Below are 19,233 nucleotides of genomic sequence, written 5' to 3' on the forward strand. Positions count from 1 at the left end.
GCGGGCGATCGAACGCCCACCGCCCGCGAATCCGGACCCGAAGCCGGCAACGAAGCCGGAGCGAGGCTGCGTTTTTCAGGCTCGCCCCTCAATTGCTCCTCATCGGGCCCGATCCAACCTAGGCTGTTCTGCATATGCATGCCAGAGTCACCGCCATCCTTGTCGCCCGTAACGGCGCGAAACACCTCGAACGCACTCTCGAGGCCCTGAGTCGCCAAACGCGCCGACCCGACGTCGTGATCACGGTCGACTGCGGATCGACCGACAACACGGCGGAGCTCCTGGCTGCCTACCCGCCGACACACTTCATCTCAGCGGATGCCGGGCTCAGCTTCGGCGAGGCCATCTCCGCGGCCGTGCGGGTCATCCCGCCCGCCGAGTCCGACCGGGAAATGCTGTGGCTCCTCGCCCAGGACAGCGCGCCCGAACCCGCCGCCCTCGCTGCGCTGCTCGGCGAACTGGAGATTGCGCCATCCGTCGCCGTCGCCGGTCCGAAGGTCATGGACTGGGACGCCGGCGACTACATCCACGAATTCGGGCAGTCCCTGACTCCCGGCGGCGCGACCGTCACCCTGGTGGAGAGCGAACTCGACCAGGGCCAGCACGACGGCATGAGCGACGTGCTCGGGGTGAGCGCCGGCGGCATGCTGGTGCGCCACCTTGTCTGGCAGCAGCTGGGTGGCTTCGATCCGGCCCTGCCGTCCGCGGACGACTCCCTCGATTTCTGTGTGCGCGTGCGGATGGCCGGCCACCGCGTCTCCGGAGTCGCCGCGGCCAAGGTGGCCTCGGCCGGCGACGGCGTTGCCGGCAGCAGCGGCTCTTCCCGCGGCCGCGCCCGCCGCAAACGCCTCCGCGCCATGCGCGCCGCTCAGCTGCATCGCCGTCTCGTCTACTCCCCGCGGTGGATGATCCCCGTGCACTGGCTGGGCCTGGTTCCGCTCGCGGTGCTGCGCTCCTTCGTGCAGCTTCTGCAGAAGGAACCGGGCGCGATCCTGGGCGAGTACTCCGCCGCGTTCGCCGCCGCCTTCAGTGGGCTGCGGGTCAGGGCCGCCCGCCGCCGCTTCGGTGCCACCCGCACCCTGGGCTGGGCCTCGATCGCCTCGCTCCGGGTGCCCACCGCCGAGGTGCGTCGCCGCCAGGCGCTCCGCCGCGAGTCCAGCCTCACCGGGGTGAACGGCGAGGTGCCCGAGATTCGTTTCATGTCCGGGGGCGGCGCGTGGACCGTTCTCGCCGCCCTGATCGCCGGGCTCATCGTCCTGGCCCCGCTGATCGGCGCCCGCACCCTCACCGGCGGTGGGCTGCTGCCGCTGTCGGACACCCCCGCCGAACTCTGGGGGAGCATCGGCTACGGCTGGCGCGACATCGGACTGGGTTTCGTCGGCGGCGCCGACCCGTTCGCGTCGGTGCTGGCGGTGCTGGGCTCGCTCACCTTCTGGGCGCCCTCCTTCTCCCTCGTCCTGCTCTACTTCCTCGCCCTGCCGCTCGCGGCCCTCGGCGCCTGGCTGGCCGCGACCCGCCTCACCGAGCGCGCCTCCATTCGTGCCATCGCCGCCGTGCTCTGGATGCTCGCGCCCACCTTACTCAGTGCCCTCGCCGCCGGCCGCCCGGCCGCGATCCTCGTGCACCTGCTGCTGCCGTGGCTGTTCTTCGCCGGGTTCATGGCCGCCCGCTCGTGGTCGGCCTCCGGCTCGGCGGCCCTGCTGTTCGCCGCCATCGTGGCAGCGGCACCCTCACTCGCGCCCGCGCTGCTGGTGGTCTGGCTGATCGCCATGCTGCTCAGCGGCCGCAGCGCGATGCGGTTCATCGGAATCCCGCTGGCGGCCCTCGCCCTCGCGGCGCCGCTGATCTGGGATCAGGGTCTGCGCGGCAACTGGCTGGCCCTGCTGGCCGACCCGGGCCTACCGCTGCCCGGCGCCGATGTCTCGGTGTGGCAGCTGCTGCTCGGCTTCCCGTCCGGGGAACTCGGCGGATGGACCCCGCTGCTGGAGACGCTCGGGCTGCCCGGCGTCGACGCCTCGGTGCTCGTGCCGGTGCTGTTGATCCCGCTGGCCGTGCTCGGCCTGCTCGCCCTCTTCCTGCCAGGGGCCCGCGGCGCGAGCTTCGCCCTGCTGACCGCCCTGCTCGGCGCGGGCACCGCCATCGCCGCCAGCCAGCTTTTCCTCACCTCCGTCGGCGGCCAGTCGGCCGCCATCTGGGCCGGCACCGGGCTCAGCCTCTACTGGCTCGGTCTGGTCGGCGCGGTCGTCTTCGCCCTCCGCGGCATGCACCGCTTCGCCATCGCCCCGGCCGTCACCGCGGTGGTCGCGCTCGTGATCGTGGTGGCGCCGCTGGTCGCGGCCCTGCCGCTCGGCACCAGCGTCGTGGCCGAAGGCATCGACCGCATCCAGCCCGCGTTCGTCAGCGCCGAGGCACGGACGGATGACCGGGTCGGCACCCTGCAGATCGTGCCGCAACCCGATGGCGGCATCCTCGCGACCATCGTGCGTGGACCCGGCGCCACCCTGAACACCCAGTCCACCCTCAGCAGCACCGACGGAACCCTCACCCCACGGGAAGAGGAGCTGGCCACCCTGGCCGGCAACCTCGCCTCGCGCAGCGGGCTCGACGCCGCGGCCGGACTGGCCGACTTCGGCATCCGTTTCGTGCTGCTTCTCCCGGCCGCCGTCACGGCGACCGGCCCCGGGGCCACGGAAGCGGTCACCCCCGCGGCAACCGAGACCGCCGGTCGCACGACGACCGCCCTCGACGGCAACGCCGCCCTGTCCCCGGTGGGTGACACGGTCTTCGGCCGGCTCTGGCAGTACGAGGTGACGGATGCGCCGGTCGCCTCCGCGGCGAACGGCGCCATCCCGGGCAACGCCGGCGGCACCCTCGGCCTGGTGTTCTCGCTGATCACCGTGCTCGTGGTCGGCGCCACCGTGCTCCTGTCCATCCCGACCGGTGCGGGGCCCGAGGCGGTGCGCCAGGCCAGTCGCGACGCCATCCGGCACACGGCGAAGGCCCGCACCAAGGAGAACAAGCGCATCGCCAAGGCGGCGTCCCGCAAGAGGCCGGCGCCCGGCTTCCGGCCCTCCGCCGAGAGCTCCGGCGCGCCCGCGGCAGCCACCACACCCGACACATCACCCGGCACCGAAACCGGTGCCCGCTCGGAGGAGCACGATCATGCCCAGTAGACGCGGAGTGGCCCTGTTCGGGGCACGGGCGGTGGCCGGCCTCGTCGGTCTCGGCGTCGTCGTCGCATCCGTCGGCGCGGCAGCCCTCGTCAACTGGCCCACGGTCGACAGGGAGCCGTCGTCCATCACGGTGTCGCCGACCCCGAGCGAGCAGCAACGGGTCTGTCCGGGGCCGCTCCTCGCGCTGGCCGAGGATTCCAGCCAGGCGCAGGGTGCCAGCTCCGTCGGGAGCGCCGCAGCACTCTTCGGCGCCCATGCGGTGGCGGGCGAGTCGGGGTGGATCGAACCGGAGGCCACCGCCATGGCGGCCCCCGACAACGCGAACACCCAGTCGTTCGGCTCGCCGCTGCTGCTGCGCGTTCCGACCCCGCCCGCGGCGGCGGCGACGGCGCCGCTGGTCACCGGCAGCCAGTCCCAGATCGCGGCCGGCGAAACGCTCGGCGGCCTGGCCGTCTCGGGCTGCGGGGAGGCGGCCGGCGACAGCTGGCTCGTCGGCGGCTCCACCGACATCGGCCGCACCAGCCTGGTGCTGCTCAGCAACCCGACCACGGTCGTGGCCACCGTCGACCTGACCGTGTTCGGCGAGACCGGGGAAGTGGATGCCCCCGGCTCCACCGGGATCCTCGTGCAACCGGGCACCCAACGGGTCGTGTCTCTCGCCGGGCTGGCCCCGAACCTCCGCTCGCCCATCGTGCACGTGCAGTCCCAGGGCGGCCAGGTGGCCGCCACGCTGCAGCAGAGCATCGTGCGCGGGCTCGAACCCGGAGGCGTCGACTTCGTCGGGTCCTCGAACGGCCCCTCCGAATCACTGGCCATCGCCGGCGTGATCGTCTCCGACTCGGCCGGTGGGGATGCCCCCGCCGAGCTCGGCGGCCTCAGCGACGGGGTCACGGCGGTGCGGGTACTCGTGCCCGGAACAGTTGCCGCCACGGTCGAGGTCGGTGTGACCGGTGCGGTCGGCCAGGCGGCGGGGGCCTCGGTTCAGGTCGACATCCAGCCGGGGGTGGCCACCGAGGTGCCCCTGACCGGGCTCGCTCCCGGCACCTACTCCCTGAAACTGACCGCCAGTGAGCCGATCGTGGCCGCGGCGCAGAGCTCTGCGGCAGGTTCCGCCGGCCGCGACTTCGCCTGGTTCGCGTCGTCCGACACCCTCTCCGACGACTTCCTGGTGGTGGCCGCCGCCGGGCCGTCCCCGCAACTCAACCTGGTCAACACGGGCAGCTCCGACGTCACCTACACGGCCAGCCCGGAGACCGGCGCGTCCCTGACCGTGACGGTGCCGGCCGGCGGCTCGGCCACGATGCCGCTGGAGCAGTCGCAGCGCTACCTCGTGTCCGGCGGAACCTCGACGGTGGCGTCGGTGGCGTACTCGGGTGACGGTCTGCTGGGCGCCTTCACCCTGAGCCAGGCCGGGCCGCTGGCGGCCCCGATCCGGGTCTACCCCCGCTGACCGCGAACCTCTGGAGAACCCCCTGACCGAAACCACCAGCGACGCCGACGTGAGCGTCGCCAACGTCAGCGTCGCCGTCATCGGCGGATCCGGACTGTACCGGCTCTTCGATGTCGGCACCGACAGCACCGTCGACATCCTCACGCCCTACGGCCGGACCTCGGCGCCGATCACCATCGGCGTGCGGGCCGGTCGGCGGGTCGCATTCCTGGCCCGGCACGGCGGCGACCACTCGGTGGCGCCGCACCTGATCAACTACCGGGCCAATGTCTGGGCGTTGGCGTCGCTGGGCGTCAAGGCCGTCATCTCCTCCTCGGCGGTCGGCGGGGTCAGCCCCGAGTACCCGCCGGGGATGCTGGTCGTGACCGACCAGTTCATCGACCGCACCTCGGGGCGCCCCGACACCTTCTTCGACCAGGGCACGGTCGCGCACCTGGCCGCTGCCGACCCGTTCGACCCGGAGCTGCGCCGCCTCGCCATCGGCGCGCTCGCGGCGCTCGGGGAGAACTTCGCGCCGACCGGAACCTGCGTCGTGATCCAGGGCCCGCGGTTCTCCACCCGGGCGGAGTCGTTGTGGTTCCGCGCCGCGGGTGCGCACACCGTCAACATGACGCAGTACCCGGAGGTCGTGCTGGCCGCCGAACTCAATATCGGCACGGTCAATCTGTCCTTCGTCACCGACGCCGACGCCGGCCTGGCCCCGGCCCTCGACGACACGGCGGACCCGGACGCCGTCTCCGCAGGCCTGGTCTTCGCGCGTCTCCGGGACGCTCAGCCGCGTATCCTGGCCGCGATCGACGGCATCCTGCGCGCCCTGCCCGAGGATTTCGCCCCCCGTGTGCTGATCGCCCCGGAGCAGGTCGGCGTCGTGCTCGATCGCCGACCCGCCCCGGCTCCCGCAACGCCGGCCGGAGCCGAGGCGTGACCCGGCGCCTGCTCGTCACGGGCGGGGCCGGTTTCATCGGCGGCGCGATCGTCCGGGGCGCGCTCGACCGCGGCTGGACGGTGCGGGTGCTCGACTCCCTCCGCAGCGACGTGCACGGCGGTCTTCCGGTGTTGCCCGACGGTGTCGACATGATCGTCGGCGACGTGACCGACGCAACCGTCGTCGCTCTCGCCCTCCGTGACACGGATGTCGTCTGTCACCAGGCCGCGAAGGTCGGCCTCGGCGTGGACTTCGCCGACGCCCCCGACTATGTGCACAGCAATGAGGTCGGCACGGCCGTCCTGCTCGCCGCGATGACCGAGGCCGGGATCGACCGGCTCGTCCTGGCCTCGTCGATGGTGGTCTACGGGGAGGGCAGCTATCGCGGCCCGAACGGTTTCACCCGCCCGGGACCGCGCCGCGAGGCCGATCTGCTGCGGGGGGTGTTCGACCCCGTCGACGAAACCACCGGCGCTTCCCTGGAGCCGTTGCTCGTCTCCGAAGACGACCCGCTCGATCCCCGCAACGTCTACGCGAGCACCAAGCTGGGGCAGGAATACCTCGCGTCGGCGTGGGCCCGCTCCACCGGCGGCCGGGCCGTGGCGCTCCGCTACCACAACGTCTACGGACCGGGGATGCCGCAGAACACGCCCTACGCGGGCGTCGCCTCGCTGTTCCGCTCGGCCCTGGAACGAGGCGAGGCCCCACGGGTGTACGAGGACGGCGGCCAGCGCCGCGACTTCGTGCACGTCGCCGACGTCGCCTCGGCCAATCTGGCCGCCCTCGACTGGACCGCCGGCGCCGATGCGTCCACCTTCCGTCCCTTCAATGTCGGCAGCGGCGTCGTGCACACGATCGGTGAGATGGCCGCGGCCCTCAGCCGTGCCGTCGACGGCCCGGTCCCCGTCGTCACCGGGCAGTTCCGGCTCGGTGATGTGCGGCACATCACGGCGTCGTCCGAGCGGCTCCGCCGTGAACTCCGCTGGGCGCCCTCCGTCTCGTTCGAGGACGGCATGCGCTCCTTCGCGACCGCGCCCCTGCGCGCCGCCGTCACCCGGTAGCCCCGTGGTGAACCAATTCGACGGAGATTTTCGTGTGAACCGGCTTTTTCGGCGCTTCTGGCGCCGATTCAGCCAAAATCTCCGTCGAATTCGTTCGGGGCGTCCGGCGCAGATCAGCGCGTAGCGACCGGATGCCGGGGCAACAGAACCTCGAACCGGCATCCATTCGGCACGTTGAAGACCCGAACCTCGCCGTGGTGTGCCTGCACGATGCCCTGCACGATGGCCAGGCCGATGCCCGCGCCGCCGGCGCCCAGCGGTTCGGCGGCCGGGGTGCGCGGCCCGCTTGCCCGCCAGCCTGCTTCGAAGACCCGGCCGAGGTCCTGTTCCGGGATGCCGCCCGCGGCATCCGTCACCGAGATCACGGCGTGGTCGGCGGAACCCGAACCGGAACCCGAACCGGAACCCGAACCGGCCCGTGCCGTGACCGAGACCACGATCGAGCTGCCGCCCGGCGAATGCTGAATGGCGTTCATGACGAGGTTGCCGACCACCCGGGACAGCTCGCGCGGGTCCGCGAGGATCGTCAACCCGGTCTCCCCGGCGAAGCGCAGGTCGAGCGACTTGGCCTCGGCGATCGGCCAAAGCCCGGCGACCGTGTCGCTGATCAGGTCGTAGAGCGAGACCGACTGCAGCGTGAGGCGCAGGGTGCCGGAGTGGATCTTCGACAGCTCGAACAGGTCGTCGACCATGCCCGTGAGCCGGTCCACCTGCCCGCGCATCTGCGTGTAGTACCGTTCCGGGTCCTCGACCATCCCGTCTTCGAGAGCCTCGGCCATGGCACGGATGCCCGCGAGCGGCGTGCGCAGATCGTGCGAGATCCAGGCGATCAGCTCGCGCCGTGACTCCTCGATCTGGTTCTCGCGGGCGCGTGATTCGGCGAGGCGTTCCCCCGTCGCGGCCAGTTCCCCGGCCAGCGCCGTGAACTCGTTGTTGCTCTGGCGATCCGTCGCCGCGACCCGTTCCCCCCGTCCGATACTGGCCGCGGCCGAGCGGAGCGTGCGGCTGTCGCGGGCGAGCTGGCGGCCGAGCACCGCGGCCATCGCCAGCGACACCAGCCCGGCGACACCGGCCACGGAGTAGAAGACCGTGAGGTCGTGCCGGGAGACGTACATCTGCGAGGCGACCGCCGCCATCCCGCCGACGACCGACACCACGGTGGCGAGGGCGATCACCATGAGCTGCAGCACGAGGGAGGTGCGGGAGAGCAATCGCAGGGTGAGCAGGCCGGCGCCGCCGACGACCACCGCGCAGGCCAGCGCGAACAGGGAGACGACGAGGAGGACATCCGGTGTCATGACGGCCTCCCGGTGAGGGCCAGCGGAACCGGGTCGAAGCGGTAGCCGACGCCCCAGACCGTGTTCAGCAGACTCGGCTCTGCCGGGTCGGCCTCGATCTTCTCCCGCAGCCGCCGCACGTGCACGGTCACCGTGGACAGGTCGCCGAACTCCCAGCCCCAGACCGAGCGGAGCAGGTCTTCCCGGCTGAGCACGGTGTGCGGACGCCCGATCAGGTAGGCCAGCAGGTCGAATTCCCGCGCGGTGAGCACCAGCGGTTCGCCGCGCAGCCGCACCTCGTGCGCCTGCGCGTCCAGGTCGAACTCGCCGGCCGAGACCAGCCCGGCCGGCGCGGCGGGCACGCTGCTCCGCCGCAGCACCGACTGCACCCGCAGCACGAGTTCGCGGGGGGAGAACGGTTTGGTGAGGTAGTCGTCGGCACCGGCCTCGAGGCCGTCGATGCGGTCCTCTTCCTGGTTCAGCGCGGTCAGCATGATCACCGGGATCGCAAAGTCCCCGCGGATGTGCCGGCACACCTCGATGCCGTCGAGGAGCGGCAGCATCCGGTCGAGCACCACGAGGTCCGGCCGGAGCTGCTCGGCCTTCAAAAGCCCGGCCTGGCCGTCCACCGCCTCGTCCACCACGAAGCCGGCCGCCCGCAGGTACCGGCAGACGATCTCGGACACCGTCGGGTCGTCGTCGACGACGAGGACGCGACGCTCGGGCGACGGTGCCGAGCGCGGATCGCCCGGGGGCAGGGAAGAAGGCACGAGTTCAGGATAAGGCGGCGGGCCCCGGGTGTGCCGGGCCGCAGCGGGCGACCCCGTTTGTTCCTCACTCCGTAATCTCTTCGGGTGTTCCGGCGGAGCCCGCCCCCATAGTGTCAATTCATGACTGTGATCCACGTGGACCTCGTGCTTCCGTGCCTGAACGAAGCCGGCGCCCTGCCCTGGGTGCTGTCGCGCCTGCCGGTGGGGTACCGGGCCATCGTCGTCGACAACGGCTCGACCGACGGATCGGCCGCGGTGGCCATCGCGGCCGGGGCCCTGGTCGTGCACGAACCCCGCCGCGGATTCGGCGCCGCCGCGCACGCGGGCCTCGCCGCCGCCACGGCACCGATCGTCGCCTTCTGCGACGCCGACTCGTCGATGGACCCGGCCGAACTGCCGCTCCTGGTGGACCCCGTGCGGGCCGGAACGGCCGACCTCGTGCTGGGCCGCCGCCGGCCCGTGACCGGCAGATCCTGGCCGCTGCATGCGCGCATCGCCAATTCCAGTCTGTCGTGGCGTCTGCGCCGAATAACAGGGGTGAACATCCATGATCTGGGCCCCATGCGCGCCGTGCGCCGCGAATCCGCGCTGAACCTCAACCTCCAGGACCGCCGAAGCGGATATCCGCTGGAGATGTTCCTGAAGGCCGCGGAGGCGAACTGGCGCATCCTCGAGGTCGACACGTCGTACTCGCCGCGAGTCGGTCGCAGCAAAGTCACCGGAACCGTGCGCGGCACCCTGACCGCGGTCAAAGACATGTCCGCCCTCCTCCGGGAGACGAGCCGATGACGACCATCGTTGTGATCGCCAAGGAATGCCTGCCGGGCCGCGTGAAAACCCGGTTGCACCCGCCGCTGAGTCTCGAGCAGGCCGCCGAACTCGCGGCGGCCAGCCTCGACGACACCCTGGGCGCGCTCGCCGCACTGCCCGCGACCCGCCGGATCCTGGCCTTCGACGGCGTGAACGCACCGCTCGCCGCGGCCGGTTACGAGATCCTGCCGCAGGTGGAGGGCACCCTCGATCTGCGGCTCGCCGCCGTGTTCGACGCCTGCGAGGGCCCCACGCTGCTGGTCGGCATGGACACCCCGCAGATCACCTCCGCCCTGCTCGAACCCGTCTTCACCGACTGGACCGACGACGTGGATGCCTGGTTCGGTTTCGCGAACGACGGCGGCTTCTGGGCACTCGCCCTGAACGACCCGGCCGCTGCCCAGATCCGCGGCGCCCAGATCCGCGGCGACCTGATCCGCGGCGTGCCGATGTCCCGGGACGACACCGGGGCGTTGCAGCTGAAACGGCTGACGGATGCCGGCCTGCGCGTGAACCTGTTGCCGACCCTCACCGACGTGGACAGTATCGACGACGCCCACCGGGTTGCCGGGATCGCGCCCACCGGCGGATTCGCCGCGGCCCTGGCTGCCATGATGGCGCCGAGCACAAAGGACGGCCGCCGATGACGCTGCTGCCTGCTCTGCTCGAGGGCGAGTGGGCTCCCGAACCGACCACGTTCGGCGCCGGCGGCGCGGAACCCTATGCCGCCGCGCTGAAGAACGCCGACGACGTGCTCTACCTGCGCCGGGCGTCCTCCGGCGAGCACGCCACCATCGACGCCGGCCGGTGGAGCGCCGACGCCGACGACACCGACCTTTGCCTGCTCGATGGGATCACCGGCCCGGTGCTCGACATCGGCTGCGGTCCGGGCCGCATGGTGCGGGCAGCGATGGGGCGCGGCCTGACCGCGCTCGGCCTCGACGTCTCGGAGACTGCCGTGCGGATGGCCGCCGACGCCGGCCTCGACGTGTTGCAGGGCAGCGTCTTCGACCCTCTGCCACGGGAGGGAGCCTGGGCGGCCGCGCTGCTCGTCGACGGCAACATCGGAATCGGCGGCGACGCATCCGCCCTCCTGGCGCGCTGCGCGGAACTGCTGGCGCCGAGCGGCGTGCTCCTGGTCGAAGTCAGCCAGGACGCGGCCAGGGACGACAGCTACCTCGGCACGATCGAGGATGCAACCGGCAGCCGCAGCGCCGTGTTTCCCTGGGCGGAAATCGGCATTGACGGCCTCCGCGACCGCGCCGGAGCGGCCGGTCTGGTCGTCAGTCAGGACTGGCGGCTGGACGGCCGCTGGTTCGCACGCTTGCTCCGCGCGTAGAGCAGGGCCGACCAGACCGTCGCGACCAGGGCGACGGCCACCCAGAACAGGGCGAGGTTCCGCCCGTAATCGAGCGGGAGGAGGCTCGGATTGGTGGGGGCGAGCGACTGGGCCACGATTGCGGGCACCACGATCAGGGTCATGATCGAGCCGACCACGATGGCACCCTGCACGACCAGGACGATCGTGCCCGTGACCCGGCGTCCCGCGCGGCGCAACAGAATGCCGCAGAAGAAGACCAGCACTGCCAGCACGGCGTCGTGCAGCACGATCGCCGCGCCGATCCAGAGCGCCACCCCGGGCAGTCGGGCGATCCGCACGGTGTCGAACAGTACGTAGACGCCGAAGAGCAGCCCGGCCGTGCCGGTCAGGATCAGTGCGGTGCGGGCCACGCGCATCCGTCGGTCGACGCTCTCGGGGAGGGCGGTGGTCGTGCCTGCGGTGTTCATGCGGTGATCGCCTCGATCCGGCTCAGCCATTTGGTTTGAAGCACTCCGGGACGGCCCGGGGCGATCATGCGCGCCGGGTAGCCGTGCTGCAGGTCGAGCGTCTCGCCGTTGAGCTCGAGCGCCACCAGGGTCAGCGGGTCGCGCACATATTCCGGTCCCATCTCGGCCTGCCGGAAGCTGCCGCGCTCCTCGAGGCTGGTCAGGCGAAAGGCTGCGTCCGGGTCGGCGCCGACCAGGTCGGCCAGTTCCGCCAGGCGAACCCCGCGCCAGACGGCCAGCTGGCTCCAACCCTCGACGCAGGCGATCGGCAGTTCCACCTCGGTCTGCGGCATGGCCTCGAGCTCGGCCCGGCTGAAGCTGCGCTCCACGCCGCCGGCAGCAAGGGTGAGCAGCCAGCCGGCGGCGGTGGCCGACACGGTGACTTTCGCCTGCTCGGCCGTGCGGTTCACCGGCACGCCCTGCGGGCCGACGCCCTTCTTGCGCGGAGCGAACACGTTCGCCGCGTCGAGGGGCGCGAAAGTCTGGCCGGCGGTCAGCCCCACGACGGCGGCGCAGGCGATTCCGACGGTGGTGAGGAAGCCGCGACGGCTCAGGGACTTCGTCTCCGTCTGGGTCACGGTCCGGAGCTGCACGGCGGGTGTGGCGTCAATCCAGGCGATCAACCGGCCGGTCACGCCGGGCGGCCGGCGGCTGCCCCAGAGTCGCACCGCCTCGACGTCGGCCGGGGTCGCCGTCTCGCTCCCGGCATCCGTTGCCTCGTGCTCGGCGGCGGCGCGGCCGCTCCAGAACCGGGAGATGATCGGCAATTTGATGCCGATGTGCAGCACCAGCAGTCCCACCAGCACCCAGCCGAGGGCGTAGTGCACCTCGCGGAACGGGAACGGCCACGGGTACCACCGATAGGTGTTGACCAGGCCGATGGTGATCTGCACCAGGGACGCGCCCACGAATAGGGCGATCGACGCGCGTTCGAGCAGGTGCAGGAACGATTTCACCGGAGGGGACTGGAACAGGTCGGGGAAGACGATGTAGAGCTTGGCGAGCAGGAGCGGGAAGCACGCGATGCCGGCCACGATGTGCGTGCCCTGGGTGACCTGGTAGAGCGAAGCCGGCCGGGTCGGGAAACGCATCCACGGCAGCGGGTCCTGCAGGAAGTGGCTGTACAGGCCGGTACCGAAACAGACGATGAATGCGACGCCGAGCAGCCGGCCGATCACGACCGCCATCCGGGGATTGCGCACCGGGGACGCCAGCGCGCGCCGGGCCTCGTACATCATTCGCCTCATGGTTCCATTGCATCATCCGGAGCGCCCGGAGAGGCGCCGCAATCCTTACGGTCCGGTGACGCGCGCGCCGGCCGGTAATGCCCTCGCGACCGGGTTCCGTCAGGATGGCAGGGTGCGTATCGCCGTTGTCTCCCTCCTCCTCGCCGCCAGTGCCGGACTGACCGGTTTCAGCGTGCTCGCGTACGACCTGTTCAAACCGGGTCGGGACACCGTGCCCCTCGTCATCTGCACCGCCTTGCTGTGGCTGCTGTTCGCGCTCGCCGTGCTCACCCTGCGTGGGGTGCGAGGCCGGGCCGTGGTCGTGCTGATCCTGGCCGGTTCGGCTTTGATCGGAGCCGCGGCCATGGTCGGTCCGCCGAACACGAGCACGGATTCCGCGCGTTACGCCTGGGACGGCATTGTCACCACCGAGGGCATTTCGCCGTATGCCTATACGCCGGCCGATGATCGGCTCGATGCGCTGCGCCCCGACTGGCTGTTCCCGGCTCCGGAGTTGACCGAGGCAGGAGAGCCCGTGTGCGTCGGCGAACGCATCCAGACGGCGCAGAAAACCGAGTCCGGGGACATCCTCTGTTCGGCGCTGAACCGCACCGGGGTGCCCACGATCTATCCGCCGGCCGCCGAGATCTTCTTCGCGGGCGTTCGGGCGATCACCGGGCCGGATGCGGAGTACTGGCCGTTGCAGCTGACGGGCCTCCTGCTCAGCGTCGGCACGACCGTGATGCTGCTGGTCGGGATGCGCCGCCGCGGCATCGACCAGCGCTTCGCCGCGCTCTGGGCCTGGTGTCCGCTCGTCGCCACCGAAGCCGTCACGAACTCCCATATCGACATGCTCGGCGTCGTCTTCACGCTGAGCGCGGTATTCCTGGTCACCGGCAGGCGCTATTGGCGCGGCGGAATCGCCCTCGGCGCGGCGATCGCGACCAAGTTGATCCCCGTGCTCGCGGCTCCCGCCATGCTGCGGCGCCAGGGCTGGAAGGTCACCGTGGCCGCCATGGTCACCTTCCTGCTGCTGTACGTGCCGTATGTGCTGACCACCGGCATTGGGGTGCTCGGCTACCTGCCCGGCTACCTCTCCGAGGAAGGGTACGAGGACGGCACCCGCTTCGCCCTGCTCTCGCTGATCGCGCCGGGCGGTTCGGCCGTCATCGTCGCGGGCGTGCTGCTTGTCGTCATCGCCGGGCTCGTGATCTGGAAGACCGACCCGGACCAGCCCTGGCTGGGCCAGCTCGTCATGATCGGCAGTGCGCTGCTCATCCTGAGCCCGCGCTACTCCTGGTATGCCCTGTTGATGCTTCCGTTCATCGCCCTCAGCGGCCGCTGGGAGTGGCTCCTCGTGCCGATGGCGCTCACCCTCCGCCTGCTGGTCCCGTCGATTCCCCTCACCCGGGTGGCCATCGCCACGGCGATCGTCGTGATCGTCGCCATGTCGATCCACCGCGCCCGCCCCGAGGTGACGCGACGCCTGTTTCGCCCGCCCCTGCGCCTGCCGAAACCCGGTGGGTGAGCCTGCCCAGCGCGGGAAACTCCGGACGTCGGTGCACCGCGTCCCGGCAGGCTCGATCACCGGGCCAACACAGGCCCGACCACCGACGACGCGGGCGAGCTGCACAGACGCGGGCGAGCTACACCAAGAAGGGCCCGCCGCGCATCTGCGCGGCGGGCCCTTCCGAGAAAGCGGTGTTACTTGGTGGCAACCGTGATCTTCGCGATGCCGACCAGGAGCTGGTCAGCGACGGCATCCGTCTTGAACGTGTCGTTGAGCAGACCGGCAGCCTCGGCCGAGATGTGAACGGTGGTCCCCTCGAGGATGGCGTTGTCGCCGTCCATCTGCAGCGGCTTCAGGGTTCCGCCGTAGAGGTTGAAGAGGAGGACCTGGGTGGCGGCCGACTCCCCGTTGACGCTCACGTCACCGAACAGCTTGCTGGTGCCGGGGTCGATCGTGAAGTTGGTCAGCTCGACCACGGTCTCGCCGGCGGTCAGCGAGAAGCCGGAGCCCTCGTGCTCGATGGAGCCCTGGACGAAGGGGCGGTAGTCCTCTTCGGGGTCGTAGTAGTCCACGTTTCCACCGGTGATCGGGAAGTGCAGGCTGCCGTCGGTCAGGGTGGCGGTTCCCACGGTTCCCGGGGCAAGGCCGAGGCTGGTCAGCGCGGCGGCGAAGTCGGCGTCGAGCAGGACGGAGGTGTCGACGCCCGACAGTGCGGGGATCGAGGCGACGGCCTTGGGGGTTGCTTCCTCGGAGGAGGACGAGGAATTCTCGGCCGGGGCGGTCGCATCGGCGGTGGTCGAGCAGGCGGCGAGCCCGGCGATGAGGAGGCCCGCGGTGGCGAGGCTGAGCGTGGTCTTGGTGAGTGTGCGCATGAGGAAATCCTTAGGGTCTGTGGTTGGGATTCAGGGGTTCTTGGTGCTGAATGAGGTTCGGTCCCCTCCACGAAACGGTTTGGAATTACTTCAAATCAGTGCGACCCCCCGCCCGCGCCCTCGGAATTCCGCAGATCCGGGCACAAAAATGCGGCCGAGCAGAACCCGGCCGCCAGTGAGCGGAAGCAGTGCGCCGAAAGCCGGAACCCTAGAAGTGACGGAACCGATCCGGCGCCAGGTCCCACGGGTCCTTGCCGAGCAGCTCGGCGATCGCACGGAAGACGCAGCTCTCGATCACCATCCGCCGGTGCAGATCATCGTTCCGGTGCAGCCGGGTCAGGCGCTGGATCGGCAGACGGTAGAACACCACCCGACGCTCCGCGGCGTTCACGGCCCAACGCTCCACACCGATGCCCGCCAGCACCGATGCGGGTCCGGCCGCAACCTCGAACGTCACATCGCTCAGCTGGTCCGGCCAGACCGAGCGGAGGTAGTCGACGGTGGAGACCACGGTCATGTCGAAGGTGTCGCTCCGCGTCTGCAGAGGCGGCAGATAGGGGCCGGTGGCCGAGCTGCGGACGCCCCGGCCGTGCCGGTCGCGACCGCGCCCGCGCTGAACGGGGGCCGGGGTCGACGCGGCGGAACGGCGAACTCGAGACATACCCTTATCCTAGTTCGACCGGTTGAACCGGTAGCCTGTAGCCAATGTCATTCCGGCCCTGTTCCCGTGTCGCCTGCCCGGAGGAATCCGCCGCGACTCTCACGTTCGACTACGCGGACGCGATGGCCGTTCTCGGTCCGCTCGCCGTCCAGCGAGAGCCGCACACCTTCGACCTCTGCGCCCGGCATGCCCGGCTCACCGCCGCCCCGCAGGGTTGGCAACTGGTGCGCCTCCGTACCCTGGGCGAGGCGGCAACCGAGTCGGGTTCCACGGAATGAGCGCCCAGACGGATGCCGCCGCCCGCCTCGACGCCGTCGTCGGCCCCCACGAGGTGCGCGGCACGGCCTCCGCACCTCTGACCGACGATGTGGTGGCGGCCCTGGCCGCCGCCTTCGTCGACGAGGTCGGCGCGCAGAGCCGAGAGGTGCTCGTCTGCCACGACCGGGCCGATGCGGGCGACCTCGTGGCCGCCTTCACCCGAGGCGCTTCGGTCCGGGGGGCCACCGTCGTCGACCTCGGCGTGTGCTCCACCGACGAGATCCGATTCGGCTCGGGCACCCTGAACGCGCCGGCCGCCCGGATCACGGCCTCCTCGCTCACCGTGCTGCGGGCGGGCGCGCAGGAGATCGGTCAGGGCCACGGTCTCGGCGCCATCCGTGACCGCGCCGTCGGATACCTGGCCGACGGACCGGCACCGGTGGCGACGCCCGGCGCCCGCCGTGACCTCGACCTGCTGCCCGACTACACGGCTGGCCTGCGCGCGCTCGTCGAGCTCACCGGCATCCGCCCGCTCACCGTCGTGGTCGACGCCGGCCGCGGGGCCGCCGCCCGCACGGTGCCCTTCGTTTTGCGAGAGTCACCCGTCACGATCGTCCCGCTCTTCTTCGACCATGACCCCAGCCTCCCGGCGCACAGGATCGATCCCGCCGACCCGGCCACCCTCACGGACCTGCGAAATGCGGTGATCCAGCACGAGGCCGACCTGGGGCTCGGTTTCGATGCTGACGGCGGCCGCTGCGTGGTGGTGGATGAGACCGGATGCGTCGTGCCGCCGTCCGCGATCGGGGCACTGCTGGCCCGGCGGACAATTATGCGGGCCCGCACAGAGGATCCCGCCCGGGACCTGGTGGTCCTGCATGACCTCACCGTCTCCCGCTTCGTTGCGGAGACGATCGAGGCGGCCGGCGCGGCCGCGGTCCCCACCCCGGTCGGCGGTTCCCTGATGCGGGCCGAGTTACGGGTCACCGGGGCCGTCTTCGGAATCGGGCACTCCGGCGACTATTATTTCCCGCAGTTCTGGTGCGCCGACAGCGGTCTACTCGCGGCCCTGCACGTCCTGGCGGAGATCGGCTTCCAGCCCCGACCGTTGTCCGCGCTGGCGACGGATGCCATGCCGTACGCCCACTCCGGCGAGATCGGCGTGGCCGTCGACGACCTGCCCGGGGTCTACGCGCGCATCGTCGACGCCTTCACGGGTTCCGCCGACTTCGAGGAGATCGACGGCCTCACGGTCACCGGCATGACGAGCGCCGACGAGCCGTTCTGGTGGGTCAACGTGCGCCCGTCACGCACCGAGCCCGAGCAGGCGCAGCAGCAACAGCCCGGGCTGCGGCTCACCGTGGAGGCCGGGACGCCTGAGGTCATGGTGCGCATCCGAGACCAGGTCCTGGCACTCATCCCCGACGCATGACCGCACGTTACGAGCACGTTTCGGCCCGCGGGTCGGTTTCGGCACCCGCGTTCGGGTGTCATACGCTGACACACGCATTGGATAGCAGTCGGCCCCACCGTCGCGGTAGCGCTATCCCGCTGAAACTGGAGTGACATGGGCAACCTGACGAACACCGACCGCACCGCCGTGAAAGAAGGTGAGGGCGGCCGACAGCTGGTCAAATCCCTGAAACCGCGACACCTTTCCATGATCGCCATCGCCGGCGTGATCGGGGCCGGCCTCTTCGTCGGGTCCGGCGCCGCCATCCAGCAGGCCGGACCGGGCATCCTCGTGGCCTATACGGCCGCGGGTCTCCTCGTCATCCTGGTCATGCGGATGCTCGGCGAAATGGCGGCGGCACATCCGGAAACCGGGTCGTTCTCCAGCTACGCCGACAAAGCCCTCGGTCGCTGGGCCGGACTCAGCATCGGCTGGTTGTACGCCTGGTTCTGGATCATCGTCCTCGGCATCGAGGCCACGGCCGGCGCGGCCATCGTGCACCGCTGGGTGCCGGAGGTCGACCAGTGGGTGTGGGCGCTCCTCCTGATGGTGCTCCTCACGGGCACCAACGTCGCCTCCGTCAAGATGTTCGGTGAATTCGAGTTCTGGTTCGCGTCGATCAAGGTGGCGGCCATCGCCGTCTTCCTGCTGCTCGGAGTCGTGGCCATCCTCGGGTTGATGCCCGGGGTCGCGGCGCCCGGCATGAGCAACCTCACCGGAAACGGCGGGTTCTTCCCCAACGGCAGCGGCGCCGTCCTCGGCGGCGTGCTCGTGGTCGTCTTCTCGTTCTTCGGCGCCGAAATCGCCACGATCGCCGCCGGCGAGTCCGAGAACCCGGTCGACGCGGTCAAGAAGGCCGTCAAATCAACCGTCTGGCGCATCCTCGTCTTCTACATCGGCTCCATCGCCGTCGTCGTCACGCTGCTCCCGTGGAACAGCGCCTCCGTGGCCAAAAGCCCGTATGTCGCCGTGATCGAGCTCTACGGAATCCCCGGAGCCGGAACGATCATGGACATCATCGTCCTGACCAGCGTGCTCTCCTGCCTGAACTCGGGTCTCTACACGGCGAGCCGGATGCTCTTCTCCCTGTCGGAACGCGGCGATGCGCCCAAGGCCTGGTCCAAGATCTCCGTCCGCGGCGTCCCGCGCGGCGCCGTCCTGTCCTCCACCGTCGTCGGTTTCATCACGGTGGGACTGAACTACATCGCGCCCGACACCGTCTTCCTCTACCTGGTCAACACCTCGGGGGCGATCGCGCTCCTCGTCTGGCTGGTCATCGCCGTGTCGCAGCTGATCCTCCGCCGCCGCTTGGGCACGGATGCCGTGAGTCGGCTGACCCTGAAAATGTGGGCCTTCCCCTACCTGACCTGGGTGGCGATCGCGGCCATCCTTGCCCTGCTCGGGGGCATGGCCATCCTCGAGCGCACCCGGATGGAACTCCTGATGTCCTTGCTGCTCGCGGCCGCCGTTGTCGGCATCGGCCTCTGGAAGTACCGCGGGGACAGGGGTGCTGCCCACCGGATTCCGGACGATTCGGAGTCTGACGACGAGTCCGAGATTCTCACCCCGGCCGAGAACGCGTCCGCCCTGAGCTAGGGCGCCGAGACGGATGCCGCCCGGTCGTTTCGCCCTTTGGGGTGTGACACGCCCGGGCGGTTTCTGGTTTTGACGGCCTGGTGTGGGGACCGTAATGTATTCAAACGTACCCCACAGGTGCGGAAAGCCGCAGAGCTTCCCGGCCTCACGTGGAACCATAGTTTTGAGCTTGTTCCCATGTTTGTATCCGTTACGGATCGGTGTGGGGGAGGCCTAAGATAGTAACTCTCTCCGGCTGTTCGTCTGGTCGGGTCGGTAGATGTTCCGGTGTGCTTCGGCGCACTCGGATTCGGCTGCTGGCCTTGATTTGACAGGGAATGGCCGGGCAGATAAGTTATACAAGTTGCCTCGAAGCGACAGCCTG

At 70.4% G+C, this 19,233-nt stretch carries 17 protein-coding genes; 11 read left to right on the plus strand and 6 right to left on the minus strand.

Going from position 1 to position 19,233, the window contains the following annotated elements; translation table 11 throughout:
- The first annotated feature begins 134 nt into the window (after positions 1 to 134).
- The 4 genes from E3T23_RS00710 to E3T23_RS00725 are packed head-to-tail and all read left to right on the plus strand — an operon-like array spanning position 135 to position 6,609.
- Positions 135 to 3,173 carry a glycosyltransferase gene (locus E3T23_RS00710; protein WP_134368506.1) on the plus strand — a complete coding sequence of 1,013 codons (3,039 nt, stop codon included), beginning with the start codon at positions 135 to 137 and terminating at the stop codon, positions 3,171 to 3,173.
- Positions 3,163 to 4,623, plus strand: a complete 1,461-nt coding sequence (locus E3T23_RS00715) for a DUF5719 family protein (RefSeq protein WP_134368507.1) — start codon at positions 3,163 to 3,165, stop codon at positions 4,621 to 4,623. The genes E3T23_RS00710 and E3T23_RS00715 overlap by 11 nt, the downstream gene beginning before the upstream one ends.
- A gap of 49 nt (positions 4,624 to 4,672) precedes the next feature.
- The gene (locus tag E3T23_RS00720) at positions 4,673 to 5,548 is read left to right on the plus strand and encodes an MTAP family purine nucleoside phosphorylase (RefSeq protein ID WP_166806144.1); all 876 of its coding nucleotides are present in this window, start codon (positions 4,673 to 4,675) and stop codon (positions 5,546 to 5,548) included.
- Positions 5,545 to 6,609, plus strand: a complete 1,065-nt coding sequence (locus E3T23_RS00725) for an NAD-dependent epimerase/dehydratase family protein (protein ID WP_134368509.1) — start codon at positions 5,545 to 5,547, stop codon at positions 6,607 to 6,609. Before E3T23_RS00720 ends, E3T23_RS00725 begins: the two co-directional genes overlap by 4 nt.
- A gap of 113 nt (positions 6,610 to 6,722) precedes the next feature.
- Here E3T23_RS00725 and E3T23_RS00730 read toward each other — a convergent pair whose 3' ends face one another.
- The gene (locus tag E3T23_RS00730; RefSeq protein ID WP_134368510.1) at positions 6,723 to 7,907 is read right to left on the minus strand and encodes a sensor histidine kinase; all 1,185 of its coding nucleotides are present in this window, start codon (positions 7,905 to 7,907) and stop codon (positions 6,723 to 6,725) included.
- Positions 7,904 to 8,656, minus strand: coding sequence for a response regulator transcription factor (locus E3T23_RS00735; protein WP_241977480.1), 753 nt, complete (start codon positions 8,654 to 8,656; stop codon positions 7,904 to 7,906). Before E3T23_RS00735 ends, E3T23_RS00730 begins: the two co-directional genes overlap by 4 nt.
- A 120-nt stretch (positions 8,657 to 8,776) precedes the next feature.
- Between E3T23_RS00735 and E3T23_RS00740 the strand changes: the two genes are divergently transcribed.
- Genes E3T23_RS00740 through E3T23_RS00750 form a run of 3 tightly spaced genes read left to right on the plus strand, consistent with a single transcriptional unit; the run spans position 8,777 to position 10,805 of the window.
- The gene (locus E3T23_RS00740) at positions 8,777 to 9,445 is read left to right on the plus strand and encodes a glycosyltransferase family 2 protein (protein ID WP_134368511.1); all 669 of its coding nucleotides are present in this window, start codon (positions 8,777 to 8,779) and stop codon (positions 9,443 to 9,445) included.
- Complete coding sequence (locus E3T23_RS00745) at positions 9,442 to 10,113, plus strand: TIGR04282 family arsenosugar biosynthesis glycosyltransferase (RefSeq protein WP_134368512.1); 672 nt, start codon at positions 9,442 to 9,444, stop codon at positions 10,111 to 10,113. Before E3T23_RS00740 ends, E3T23_RS00745 begins: the two co-directional genes overlap by 4 nt.
- A complete protein-coding gene (locus tag E3T23_RS00750) occupies positions 10,110 to 10,805 on the plus strand; it encodes a class I SAM-dependent methyltransferase (protein WP_134368513.1) in 696 nt (231 codons plus the stop codon). The genes E3T23_RS00745 and E3T23_RS00750 overlap by 4 nt, the downstream gene beginning before the upstream one ends.
- On the opposite strand, the gene E3T23_RS00755 is transcribed toward E3T23_RS00750, so the two are convergent.
- Together E3T23_RS00755 and E3T23_RS00760 are read right to left on the minus strand one after the other, a co-directional pair.
- Positions 10,754 to 11,254: a hypothetical protein gene (locus E3T23_RS00755; protein WP_134368514.1), complete on the minus strand. Its 501-nt coding sequence runs from the start codon at positions 11,252 to 11,254 to the stop codon at positions 10,754 to 10,756. The two genes, E3T23_RS00750 and E3T23_RS00755, sit on opposite strands and share 52 nt — an antisense overlap.
- Entirely contained in the window at positions 11,251 to 12,540 is a 1,290-nt protein-coding gene (locus tag E3T23_RS00760) for a molybdopterin-dependent oxidoreductase (protein WP_134368515.1), read from the minus strand. Before E3T23_RS00760 ends, E3T23_RS00755 begins: the two co-directional genes overlap by 4 nt.
- A gap of 112 nt (positions 12,541 to 12,652) precedes the next feature.
- Here E3T23_RS00760 and E3T23_RS00765 point away from each other — a divergent pair, with 112 nt between their 5' ends.
- Positions 12,653 to 14,047 carry a glycosyltransferase family 87 protein gene (locus tag E3T23_RS00765; protein WP_166806145.1) on the plus strand — a complete coding sequence of 465 codons (1,395 nt, stop codon included), beginning with the start codon at positions 12,653 to 12,655 and terminating at the stop codon, positions 14,045 to 14,047.
- A 176-nt stretch (positions 14,048 to 14,223) separates the two neighbouring features.
- On the opposite strand, the gene E3T23_RS00770 is transcribed toward E3T23_RS00765, so the two are convergent.
- Both E3T23_RS00770 and E3T23_RS00775 read right to left on the minus strand, forming a co-directional pair.
- Entirely contained in the window at positions 14,224 to 14,901 is a 678-nt protein-coding gene (locus tag E3T23_RS00770) for a hypothetical protein (RefSeq protein WP_134368517.1), read from the minus strand.
- A gap of 208 nt (positions 14,902 to 15,109) precedes the next feature.
- Entirely contained in the window at positions 15,110 to 15,562 is a 453-nt protein-coding gene (locus tag E3T23_RS00775) for a metallopeptidase family protein (RefSeq protein WP_134368518.1), read from the minus strand.
- Between the two features lie 44 nt (positions 15,563 to 15,606).
- On the opposite strand from E3T23_RS00775, the gene E3T23_RS00780 reads away from it, so the two are divergent.
- The 3 genes from E3T23_RS00780 (at position 15,607) to E3T23_RS00790 (ending at position 18,869) form a co-directional block, all read left to right on the plus strand.
- A complete protein-coding gene (locus tag E3T23_RS00780; protein ID WP_134368519.1) occupies positions 15,607 to 15,840 on the plus strand; it encodes a DUF3499 family protein in 234 nt (77 codons plus the stop codon).
- Positions 15,837 to 17,252: a phosphohexomutase domain-containing protein gene (locus E3T23_RS00785; RefSeq protein ID WP_134368520.1), complete on the plus strand. Its 1,416-nt coding sequence runs from the start codon at positions 15,837 to 15,839 to the stop codon at positions 17,250 to 17,252. The genes E3T23_RS00780 and E3T23_RS00785 overlap by 4 nt, the downstream gene beginning before the upstream one ends.
- Before the next feature lie 135 nt (positions 17,253 to 17,387).
- Positions 17,388 to 18,869, plus strand: coding sequence for an amino acid permease (locus tag E3T23_RS00790; RefSeq protein ID WP_134368521.1), 1,482 nt, complete (start codon positions 17,388 to 17,390; stop codon positions 18,867 to 18,869).
- Positions 18,870 to 19,233 lie beyond the last annotated feature (364 nt).

Source organism: Cryobacterium cheniae, from assembly GCF_004403395.1.
In the GTDB taxonomy this organism is placed as follows: domain Bacteria; phylum Actinomycetota; class Actinomycetes; order Actinomycetales; family Microbacteriaceae; genus Cryobacterium; species Cryobacterium cheniae.